Here is an 11,157-nt window from a genome sequence, read left to right as displayed (position 1 = left end):
TGCTCCCAATCGTTCCCTAATGCCGATTCACAGGCAGATGCAGCGCGGTGACGACCCACGTTGACCCAGTGGCGAACGTCAGGCGAAACTCGGTGCCCCTGGGCCACCGCGCGTGCCAGTCACATGCAAGAGCCAGGTCGATATAGTCCGACCCGCACGCCGCCAACCGCGCCGCGTCGAAATCAAAGAACCGGCGCACGGTGGGGTACAGCGCCTTGTACAACGACTCCTTGGCCGAGAACAGCAGCGTCACGGAGCTGGCCATGGAAAGGCGGGCTCTGGCCGAGACAGCCTCGATATCCTGCGGGCGGGCCACTGAACTGGCGATCTCCGCGGCCCGATCCGGCCGCTGCCAGCACTCGACATCGACACCCAATGCAACGGCGTGGCTGGTAGCGGAAGCCAGTGCCACCGCCTTGCCCCGGGTATGGCTGATGGAGCCGATCCAGTCTTTGGGCCAGACCGGCAGGCCATCGCTGCCCATTGGCGGCGCGTCGTTGCCCGCGCCGGCCCGTGCCAACGCATGACGCGCACAATGCCGGCCGGCGCGGTACTGACCTTGCCGGCCAGGCGCGGCATCGCGTAGCGAGTCGGGTAGTCGCTCCGCGGCGAAAGGGGGCGCGTCAACGCCTTGCCAATCCAGTTTGTGCAACGCAATCACGGGCGGCAGACGCAACGCCGCATGCAGTGCGGCCCAATCCGATTGCCGCGTTTTTTGGTCCATGACGCTCCTGGAAATGAAGTGAGGCCTGCAGGCCAGCCCGCCAGGCTACCGGCCTTCCAGCGGCCATCTAGCTGCCATCTGGCGGCGATCGGGAGAGTATCGCCTGCGCCAGCGACATCGGCCATCCCCCGGCGCATCCTTGCTCACATGGCATAGCGTCCATCCCTATGTTCGTGCGAAGCGCTTCTTGCTACCCTTGCGTTTCTTGATACTCACAGGCAACGCGTGAAAGCGGTCCTGCTCCGCGACGCCTTTATCCAGTCACGCCCTCGCAAACCGTCATGCTGCCTGACATTACCTCGCTCCACGCCGCCTTTCGCGCCGGTACCACCAGCCGTGCCGACCTGATTGCCGATGCCGCCGCCAGGGCCGCCAGCGCCGCCGGTCAGGCCGTTTACCTGCACACCACGTTCGATGCCGCCATCGAGGTAGCCCGGGCCGCCGACGCCGCCGATCGCGCCGGCAAGCCGCTCCATCCGCTGGCCGGCCTGCCGGTCTCGGTCAAGGATCTCTATGACATCGCCGGCGAGGTTACTCGCGCCGCGTCGGCGGCGCGTCAAGATGCGGCCCCGGCACGCGCCGATGCCACCGTGGTGGCCCGGCTGCGCGAGGCCGGCGCGGCGCTGGTCGGCCGCACCAACATGACCGAGTTCGCTTTCTCGGGCGTCGGCATCAATCCCCATTTCGGCACACCGGTCAATCCGTGCGACGCCACGGTTGCACGGATTCCGGGCGGGTCCTCGTCCGGTGCGGCGGTCTCCGTTGCGCTCGGGACGGCGGTGGCCGGACTCGGCAGCGACACCGGCGGTTCGATCCGCATTCCCGCCGCCCTGTGCGGCATCACCGGTTTCAAGCCCACCTCGCGCCGCGTGCCGCTGACCGGCGCGTTCCCGCTCTCCTACACGCTGGACACAGCCTGCGCGATGGCGCGCACGCTGGCCGACTGCATCGTCGTGGATAGCGTAATTGCCGATGCGCCGGTCATTCCGCGCATGACGGCCGCCAATGCCATCCGCCTGGCAATTCCGCGCCAGCTTGTGCTGGACGACCTCGATGATGCGGTGTCGCGCTCATTCGACCGGGCCATTGGCCGGCTTTCCGCAGCAGGCGTGCGCGTCGAACACATCGACATGCCCGAGCTTTCCGAGCTGGCCGGCCTCAATGCCTCGGGCGGTTTCTCCGCGCCGGAGGCCTACGCGCACCATCGCGCGCTGCTGGCCACCCACCGCGACCTTTACGACCCGCGCGTGCTGACGCGCATCGAACGCGGTGCATCGATCAGCGCGGCCGACTACATCGCCCTGCACCGCGCGCGGCTTGACTGGATCGTACGCATGGAGGCACGCATGGCGCCGTTCGATGCCGTGGTTTGCCCCACCGTGCCAATGGTGGCCCCGCCGATCGCCCCGCTGGTTGGCGACGATGCCCTCTTCTACCGCACCAACGGCCTGTTGTTGCGCAATACCTCCGCTTTCAACTTCCTCGACGGCTGCTCGGTGTCCCTGCCCTGTCACGCACCGGATGAACTGCCGGTGGGCCTGATGCTGTCCCACGGCCCGATGCGCGACGCGCAACTGCTGGGCACGGCGCTTGCATTGGAATTGATCGTCTATCCGTCGCGGCGCGAGGGCTGATCCATCGCCAAGCCGTGATCGCATTACCGCCCATGTCCCAATGTGTGAGACATGGACGCCGGTAGTTCCAGGAGTCAAACCCGCGCAGTCGGGCAGGCGCCCACGCGCAACACCAGGGAGAGATCGTGATGCGAGTCAAGGCATTGGCATTTGGGGCAGTTGCGGCGGTTGCGGCGACGGGCCTTTTGCTGGTCTCCACGGCGGCAAGGGCGGATACGGAATGGGATCTGCCGACCGGCTACCCGGCGACCAACCTGCACACGGAAAACCTGCAGCAGATGGCCAATGACGTGGAAAAAGCCACCGGCGGCAAGCTGAAGATCGTGCTGCACCCGAACGGCTCGCTGCTCAAGGCCAACGAGATCAAACGCGGCGTGCAGACCGGCCAGGTGCAGATGGGCGAGATCCTGATGTCGACACTCGCCAACGAGAACCCGGTCTTCGGCGTCGACGCCGTGCCGTTCCTGGCCACGAGTTATGGGGATTCCTACAAGCTCTGGCAAGCCTCGAAGGCCGTCACCGACAAGGTGCTCGATCGCCAGGGCATGAAGCTGCTCTACGCGGTGGCCTGGCCGCCCCAGGGTATCTACGCGAACAAGCCACTGAACAGCGCCGCTGACATGAAGGGCCTGAAATGGCGCGCCTACAACCCGGCCACGGCGAAGATCGCCGAACTGGTCAGCGCCCAATCTGTGACCATCCAGGCCGCTGACCTCGCACAGGCGCTTGCCACGGGCACTGTCAACTCGTTCATGTCGTCGGGCGCCACTGGCGTTGACACCAAGGTATGGGAGTCGGTCAAGTACTTCTATACGGTCGATGCCTGGCTGCCCAAGAACATGCTGGTGGTCAGCAAAAAGGCCTTCAACGCTCTGGACAAGCCCACCCAGGATGCGCTGCTGAAGGCCGTGGCCGATGCCGAAAAACGCGGCTGGCAGGCATCGGAACAGAAGACGCGCGAGTACCTGGGCACGCTGTCGAAGAACGGCATGACGGTGGCGCCGCCGTCGCCGCAACTCAAGGCCGACATGCAGAAGGTGGGCGACATGATGATTGCCGACTGGGCGAGGAACGCCGGCGACGACGGCAAGGCCATCCTCGACGCCTACCGCAGGTAGGAAGTCGCCCCCGGTTCACCGCATCGGCACCGCCGCCAGCGCGCACGCCTTCGGGGTCCTCAACCTCGGCAACGTGCGGGCTGGGCATTGACATGGATGGGCTGATCCCCGCACGCTACCGGCTGGCCCTTGCCTGATACCGCCATGAGCCCTGCCGTTCCACCTTCGACATCCCCAGACCCCGACGCAACGCCGGAACTGATAGCGTTGGACGCTGCCGGCACGGACGTCACGCCGCTGTACGACATGGCGACGATCCGCCGTGTGGAGCACGCAGGACTTGCCGCAACCGCGCCATTCACGCTGATGTCACGCGCGGGCGCCGCAGCGGCTGCCTGGCTCCAGACATGGGTGCCGAACGGGCGCATCCTGTGCCTGGCGGGCCCGGGCAACAATGGCGGGGACGCACTGGTGGCCGCTACCCGCCTGCATCGGGCCGGGCGCCTGGTGGAGGCCTGGCTGATCGGCGAGGCCGACCGCCTGCCTGCCGATGCGGCACGCGCATGGCTGGAAGCCCGCGCCGCCGGGGTGCCGCTGCTGGTGCTTCCCGATGATTCCGACACCGCGCTGCCGCCGTGGCCAACCGGCTGCGTGGCGATCGTCGACGGCCTGCTTGGTATCGGCCTCAACCGCCCGGCCAGCGGCAATCTGGCGCGCTGGATCGACCATCTCAATGCGTCGCACCTGCCGGTGTTCGCGCTCGACATCCCGAGCGGACTTTTCGCCGACACCGGCGCCGGACAGCCGGCCGTACGTGCGCGGCGCACGCTGACGTTCCTGGCGGCCAAGCCGGGCCTCCTGACGCTGGACGGCCGCGATTGCGCGGGCGACATCGACATCTCACCGCTCGGACTCGAATACCCGCCCGCCGAACACCCGATGGCAGTGGTCAACCAGCCGCCCGGCTTCGCCCACTCGCTGCCCCGGCGCGAGCACTCGGACAACAAGGGCAGCTTCGGCAGCCTGGCCGTGATCGGCGGCAACCATGGCATGACGGGAGCGCCGCTGCTTGGCGCGCGTGCAGCGCTGCATCTGGGGGCAGGACGTGTCCATGTGGGCTTTCTCGCACAACCGGCACCTGTCATCGATCCGGTTCAGCCGGAACTGATGCTGCACGCGCTGGCCGAGCTTGCGATCGACAGCATGTCCGCAATCGTGGTGGGCCCCGGGATGGGCAACGGCGCCCCCGCCCGCAAGCACCTGGCGCATTTGATCGATATCTGCGCCAACGCGACGCCCGCGATACCGCTGGTGCTCGATGCCGACGCGCTCAACCTGCTGGCCGCCGACAGTACCCTCGCGCAGCAGCTTGTCGACAGTGGCATCGACCACGTGATGACCCCGCATCCGCTGGAAGCCGCACGCCTGCTGGGGAGCGGCGTGGCAGACGTCCAGCGCAACCGGCTTGAAGCGGCCGCCACACTCGCAGCCCGCTGGCAGGCCACGGTTGTGCTCAAGGGATCGGGGACGATCATCGCCTCGGCCGATGACGCGCCGCCGGCGATCAATCCCACCGGCAATGCGGCGTTGTCGACCGCAGGCACCGGCGACGTGCTGGCCGGCATGATCGGCGCACTGCTCGCGCAAGGCATGCCGATCGTCTCTGCCACACGTGCGGCGGTGTGGATCCACGGCCGTGCGGCGGACCGCCTCGTTGCATCGGGCACGGGCCCGGCCGGCATGACGGCAAGCGAACTTTGTCTGCCCGCCCGAGCGATCTTCAATTCACTGCTGCAAGGCGGCGCGACCTGAGTCTGGCCTGAATCTGGTCCTCTGCCAGGCGCCGCCGCGTGACCCGCCAGACGCCAGATTCGTCGGACAATCTCCGATAGGGCAGGCAGCCACGGCCTGCTAAGGTAATGACATTGCCGCAGACCGGAAATCGCCGATACCGCAAGTGTCGTTACTTTTTGCTGCCAGTTCCGGCATTTGCGATCACATTGTGGCGATATACTTGCCATCGCCGGCTCCGAACGCCAGCTTTTCGCCCCCGATTTTCTGAAGAACGCATGCCGACTGAACTCCACGCCTGGAACGCCCTTCGTCAACACTACGAATCCATCCGCGAAACGCCGATGCAGCAGTGGTTTGCCGAAGCCGGGGCCGCCCGGCGGGTCGAGGCGTTTTCGCTGGAAGCCGCCGGCCTGTTCCTGGACTACTCCAAGAATCGCATAACGCCGGAAACCTTTGCGCTGCTGATGAAGCTGGCCGAGGAAGCTGGCGTGCCCCAGCGCCGCGACGCGATGTTCGCGGGCGAGCATATCAACGCCACCGAAGACCGCGCCGCGCTGCATGTGGCGCTGCGCGCGCTGCCTGACGCCCCATTTAAGGTCGATGACGTCTCGGTGATGCCCGCCATCCACGACGTGCTGCGCCGCATGCGCGATTTTGCGGAGCGTGTGCGCAGCGGCGCGTGGACCGGCTCCACGGGCCAGTCGATTACGGATATCGTCAACATCGGCATTGGCGGATCCGACCTGGGCCCACGCATGGTGTGCCGGGCGCTGGCCCACCTTGCCGATCCGCGCGGGCCGCGCATGCATTTTGTTTCGAATGTCGACGGCACCGAACTGGCGGAGACGCTCGTGCGGCTGGATCCGGCGCGCACGCTTGTCATTGTCTGTTCGAAGACGTTCACCACGCTGGAAACCATGGCCAACGCCTGCAGCATGCGCGAATGGTTCCTGCAGCATGGCGTGACGCAGAGCCAGCTTGCGCGGCATTTCGTCGCGGTGTCCACGAATCGCGAGGCGGTGGTCAGGTTCGGCATCGACCCTGCCAACATGTTCGAGTTCTGGGACTGGATCGGCGGGCGATTCTCGCTGTGGTCGTCGGTTGGACTGTCGATCGCACTGGCCATCGGCTTCGACGTGTTCGAGGATCTGCTGCTCGGTGCCCGTGCCATGGACGATCACTTCCGCACCGCGCCGCTGGCCAGCAACATGCCCGTGGTGATGGCGATGCTGGGCGTCTGGTACCGCAACTTCTTCGGCATGCCAACGAGCTGCATGGCGCCCTATTCGACATCGCTCGAACTGTTTCCGGCGTTCCTGCAGCAACTCGAAATGGAGAGCAACGGCAAGTCAGTGCAACTGGATGGCAGCAAGATCGATACCGACACCGCTCCGGTGGTCTGGGGCTCGGCCGGCACCAACGGCCAGCACGCCTATTTCCAGATGATTCATCAGGGCTCGCAGATCGTACCGGTCGATTTCGTGGCGCCGCTGGTGCCGCCGCGCGAACTGCCCGGACATCACACCAAACTGCTCGCCAACTGCTTCGCCCAGGCCGAGGCGCTGATGCGCGGCCGCAGCGCCGATGAACTGCGCGCGGCGGGCGTGACGGACGAATCGCGCATTCCGCACATGGTGTTCGAGGGCAACCGTCCAAGCAATACGCTGCTGATGGAGAACCTGACGCCTCATGTGCTTGGCGCCCTGATTGCACTGTACGAGCATCGGACGTTCGTGCAGGGCGTGGTATGGAATATCAACTCGTTCGACCAATGGGGCGTGGAGCTTGGCAAGATCCTGGCGCGCCCGATCGAGGCCGAGCTCAGCGGCAGCGAAACGGCACCCCACGATGCATCGACTACGGCGCTGATTGCCCGCGCGCGTCGTTCGCTGGCGCGCAACTGACCGCCACCTGGCGCACAGCCCGACGCGAAACCCGCCGCTCAGACCCCTGCGTCCATGAACTCGTCGCTGGCCACGCGGCCGGCGTCGATCGTCAGGATGCGCCCGCATCGCGCTGCCACCGAGCGGTCGTGGGTGACCAGCACCAGCGTCGAACCGGCGTCGCGGTTCAACTCGAACATCAACGCGATAACGGCCTCGCCTGTTGCGGTGTCAAGGCTGCCGGTCGGTTCGTCGGCAAACAGGATGTCTGGCCGTGCCACGAATGCGCGCGCCAATGCCACGCGCTGCTGCTCGCCACCCGACAGCGTGCGCGGATAGTGAGACAACCGCTGGCCCAGGCCCACGCGCTCCAGCATGTCGATGGCCCGTTCGCGTACGCGATCCGTTTCGCCGCGCAGTTCAAGCGGCAGCATGACGTTCTCCAGCGCGGTGAGATGGCCGACGAGCTGGAACGACTGGAATACGAATCCGACATGGCGCCCGCGCAATGCGGCGCGCTGGTCTTCGTCGAGCTGGAACAGATCCTGGCCCTGCAGCCTCACCGATCCCGTACTCGGCAGGTCAAGGCCGGCCAGCAGACCCAGCAGCGTGGATTTGCCGGAGCCCGAAGCCCCGACGATGGCCAGCGTTTCGCCCGCCGTGACGGAAAACGATACGTCGTGCAAAATCGTCAGCGAACCGGTCGTATCGGCTACGGTCTTTCCCAGTGACTCGACAGCAAGAATGGATGAGGACATGCGCGAGAGGATGACAAACGGTAGGCGCCGGCAGGTGCTGGCGGCGTTGAGCATGGTACTTGTGACGGCGGCGCTGCCAGCACGCGCCCTGCCCGATGGCAAGCGCGCATTGCTGGTGCTCGGCGACAGCCTGTCCGCGGAATACGGTATCGCACGCGGCACCGGCTGGGTCAGCCTGCTAGAGGCCAGGCTGAGCACGGAGCGGTTCGATTATAGCGTCGTCAATGCAAGCATCAGCGGAGAGACGACCGTCGGCGGCAAGACACGCCTGCCCGACCTGCTCAAGCGGTACCAGCCCGCCGTGGTGATTGTCGAACTCGGCGCCAACGATGCGTTGCGCGGCTTCCCGCTGCAATCCACCGAGGCGAACCTGCGGACCATCGTCACCGATGCGCAGAAGGCAGGAGCCATCGTACTGCTCGTGGGGATGCGTATCCCGCCAAACTATGGCCAGGACTACGCCGAACGCTTTTTCGCGCTGTATGCCAAGGTGGCAAAGGAAAACCGTACCGCGCTGGTGCCCTTCTTTCTGGACAACGTGATCTCGCGACCGGAGTGGTTCCAGAGTGACCGCCTCCACCCGACTTCCGCCGCACAGCCGACGCTGCTGGATAATGTGTGGCCACGGCTGAAGCCCCTGCTGAAGAAGGAGACCTAGCGAATCGCCGGCCACCGCGCCAGCATCGCCCGAACGCAAAAACAAAAAACCCCTGGGGTCGTGGACCCGCAGGGGTTTTTTCTTGGCGAGAGAGCCGGAACCGCTTCAGTTTGCCGCCGGCGCGCTGGCCGGAGCGGCGTCCTCTGCCTTCACCGGATGCAGGATCTTCACCTTTGCACCGGCCTTGAGGGCGTCATAGTAGGCCGCCAGTTCCGTCTGGCCGGCAAGCTGGGCCAGTTGTTGTGCATCGGCTTCACGCTGGCCCGGATTGGCCTGCGGCGGCGTGCCGACCTTGGCAATGCGATAGATCGCATAGCCACCGGCTCCGAGGTCCACACCCACCAGCGACGGCAACTTCGTAGCATCGGCACGCATGATCGCGTCCACTGCCTTCGGGGTCAGACCGTCAGCCTTGGCACGCGACACAGTCATCATCGGACCAAAACCGTCGGCGCTGCCGCTCTTCTTCAGCGCATCGAGACGCGCTTCGCCGTCCTTGCGGGCGAGTTCTGCAGCCTGCTGGGCAATGTAGGCCTGGCGCACCTGCGCTTCGACGTCCTCGAACTTGCGTGCTGCGGCCGGGCGATAGTCGACGATGCGGGCCGCGACCAGCGTGGTCGGGCCAACCTGAACCGCTTCGGTATTGCGCTTGTTCTTGATGGCGTCGTCGCTGAACAGCGCCTTGAGCACCTTCTCGTTGTTGAGCGGATTGTCCTTGCCCAGTGCCGGGTTCGGTTGGCGGGTGACGTTGTCCGCGGTCTGGATCGTCAGCTTGAACTTGTCGGCGGCCGGCTTGAGGCTGTCAGACTGCTCGTAGACCATATTGCCGAATGCATCGGCCTGTTCGGCATACTTCTTCGACGCCAGTTGCTTCTTCAGTTCGGCCTCAAGCTCCGGACGCACGGCCTCGAGCGGTTGCGTCTTGGCTGGCTCGATGCCTGTCAGCTTGATGATGTGGTAGCCGTAGTCCGTCTCCACGACATCACTGATCTGGCCTTCCTTGAGGGCAAACATCGCGTCCTCGAACGGCTTGACCAGCGCGCCACGCCCCATGAAGCCGAGGTCGCCACCCTTCTCTGCCGATCCCGGATCCTGCGAATTCTTCTTCGCGACTTCGGCGAACGTCTCGGGATGCTTGCGCAGGTCTTCAAGCAGCTTCTCGGCCTTTTCCTTGGCTGCCTTCCGATCGGCTTCCTTGGCATCCTTCGGTGCGGCAATCAGGATGTGGCTGGCACGGCGTTGCTCTTCCGTGCGGAAGCGCTGGATGTTGCTGTCGTAGAACGACTTCAGCTCATCGGGCGTTACCGCCTGGCTGGCGGCCAGAGCGTCGCCCGACAGCACGACGTACTCGACCTTGGCCTGCTCGGGCGTCGTGTAGGAGGACTGATGCGATTCGTAGTACGCCTTGAGCGCGGCTGCGTCAGGCGTCACCTTGGCCGTGAAATCGGCCGGCTTAATGACGATGGCCTGCACGTCGCGCTGCTGGTCGCGGATGGCGATCAGGCGGTCGAGCAGAGACTTGGGCACGAAGGCCGTCGTTCCAACCGCGCCACCAAGCTGCTGCGTGGCCAGTTCAAAGCGCATGCGCGCATCGAGCTGGTCCGGCGTCATGCCCTGGGCGGCCAGCAGCTGCACGTAGGCCTTCTCGTCGAACTTGCCGTCGGCGGTGCGCAGCTGAGCAATCGCGGGAATGCTCTGGATGGCGGCCAGGACCTGCGCATCCGAAACCGTCAGATGCTTCTTTTGCGTGGCCTCGGAAATGACGCGCTGCTGAATCAGTTGGTCCAGCACGGCCTGGCGCGCGGAAGCGCCTTCGAACATGCGCGGGTCATAGTTGTTGCCCAACATCTGACGCATGCGCTCGCTCTGGTCACGCACCACGTTGTCGACTTCCTGCACGGTGATGGCGCGGCCATCAACCTTGGCGGCATCGTGCGAGCTGTCCATGAAGCGCGAGTAACTCTCGACACCAAAGAACACGAACGACGGGAAGACAAGCACCAGCAGCAGAAGAAGCATCAGGCGCCGGTTATTGCGTACGAAATCAAGCATGCTGATTCGGGAAAAGGGGTGGCTCGAAGGACAAACTCCGCGATTCTAGCAGGAGCCGAGGGTTGTACTGGTCTGAAAGTGCGCCCGAAGGGATCAGGTAGCGCTCTCGCATCAACAATCAGGAACATCCACAGGGCAGTTTTACCTGCCTGGGAACTCGCCAATGTTCATCATGGCGGCGGAAATTCCAGGCACAAAAAAACCCGCTTGCGCGGGCTCTTCTTGTTGGCGGAGTGGACGGGACTCGAACCCGCGACCCCCGGCGTGACAGGCCGGTATTCTAACCGACTGAACTACCACTCCGTGTCGGCCCCTTGATGGCGACGCATTGCAATGGTGAAGTGGTGGGTGCTGAGGGGCTCGAACCCCCGACCTACGCCTTGTAAGGGCGCCGCTCTACCAACTGAGCTAAGCACCCACTAGACCATCGCAAGCCTGTGGCCTGCAGGGTAATCTCGCTTCGCACGACTCGGCGGTTGCTGCTTCGTTGCCGCTGTTTGCGTTGCGAGGCCGCGATTGTAATACGAGAGTTTTCGATTTGCCAAGCGTTGATTGCAATAATCTTCTCATCACACGATTGATCGTCTCGCCAACTG

General features: G+C 64.9%; 8 protein-coding genes and 2 tRNA genes. 5 read left to right on the top strand and 5 right to left on the bottom strand.

Annotated features, from left to right (window positions below):
- Positions 1–16: 16 nt before the first annotated feature.
- On the bottom strand, positions 17–724 hold the full coding sequence (locus tag B552_RS28095) for a 4'-phosphopantetheinyl transferase superfamily protein (RefSeq protein ID WP_019448442.1): 708 nt from the start codon (positions 722–724) through the stop codon (positions 17–19).
- A 281-nt stretch (positions 725–1,005) separates the two neighbouring features.
- Between B552_RS28095 and B552_RS0107805 the strand changes: the two genes are divergently transcribed.
- The 4 genes from B552_RS0107805 (at position 1,006) to pgi (ending at position 7,114) form a co-directional block, all read left to right on the top strand.
- Positions 1,006–2,358: an amidase gene (locus B552_RS0107805; protein WP_019448441.1), complete on the top strand. Its 1,353-nt coding sequence runs from the start codon at positions 1,006–1,008 to the stop codon at positions 2,356–2,358.
- A gap of 128 nt (positions 2,359–2,486) precedes the next feature.
- Entirely contained in the window at positions 2,487–3,476 is a 990-nt protein-coding gene (locus B552_RS0107800; RefSeq protein ID WP_019448440.1) for a TRAP transporter substrate-binding protein, read from the top strand.
- Positions 3,477–3,620: 144 nt separating this feature from the next.
- Entirely contained in the window at positions 3,621–5,228 is a 1,608-nt protein-coding gene (locus tag B552_RS0107795) for a bifunctional ADP-dependent NAD(P)H-hydrate dehydratase/NAD(P)H-hydrate epimerase (protein WP_026035438.1), read from the top strand.
- A gap of 257 nt (positions 5,229–5,485) precedes the next feature.
- Complete coding sequence (gene pgi, locus B552_RS0107790; protein WP_019448438.1) at positions 5,486–7,114, top strand: glucose-6-phosphate isomerase; 1,629 nt, start codon at positions 5,486–5,488, stop codon at positions 7,112–7,114.
- A 38-nt stretch (positions 7,115–7,152) separates the two neighbouring features.
- On the opposite strand, the gene B552_RS0107785 is transcribed toward pgi, so the two are convergent.
- Positions 7,153–7,851 carry an ABC transporter ATP-binding protein gene (locus B552_RS0107785; RefSeq protein ID WP_026035437.1) on the bottom strand — a complete coding sequence of 233 codons (699 nt, stop codon included), beginning with the start codon at positions 7,849–7,851 and terminating at the stop codon, positions 7,153–7,155.
- Between the two features lie 52 nt (positions 7,852–7,903).
- Between B552_RS0107785 and B552_RS0107775 the strand changes: the two genes are divergently transcribed.
- Positions 7,904–8,509, top strand: a complete 606-nt coding sequence (locus tag B552_RS0107775; RefSeq protein WP_019448436.1) for an arylesterase — start codon at positions 7,904–7,906, stop codon at positions 8,507–8,509.
- Positions 8,510–8,614: 105 nt separating this feature from the next.
- Here the strand turns inward: B552_RS0107775 and B552_RS0107770 are convergent, their stop codons facing one another.
- The 3 genes from B552_RS0107770 to B552_RS0107760 all read right to left on the bottom strand — a co-directional run bounded on the left by B552_RS0107770 (position 8,615) and on the right by B552_RS0107760 (position 10,979).
- Complete coding sequence (locus B552_RS0107770) at positions 8,615–10,561, bottom strand: SurA N-terminal domain-containing protein (RefSeq protein ID WP_019448435.1); 1,947 nt, start codon at positions 10,559–10,561, stop codon at positions 8,615–8,617.
- Positions 10,562–10,787: 226 nt separating this feature from the next.
- Positions 10,788–10,864: transfer RNA gene (locus B552_RS0107765), tRNA-Asp, on the bottom strand.
- Between the two features lie 39 nt (positions 10,865–10,903).
- Positions 10,904–10,979, bottom strand: a tRNA-Val gene (locus tag B552_RS0107760).
- Positions 10,980–11,157 lie beyond the last annotated feature (178 nt).

This window comes from Cupriavidus sp. BIS7 (assembly GCF_000292345.1).
Lineage (GTDB): Bacteria > Pseudomonadota > Gammaproteobacteria > Burkholderiales > Burkholderiaceae > Cupriavidus.
This window is presented reverse-complemented; position numbering and strand designations above follow the sequence as displayed.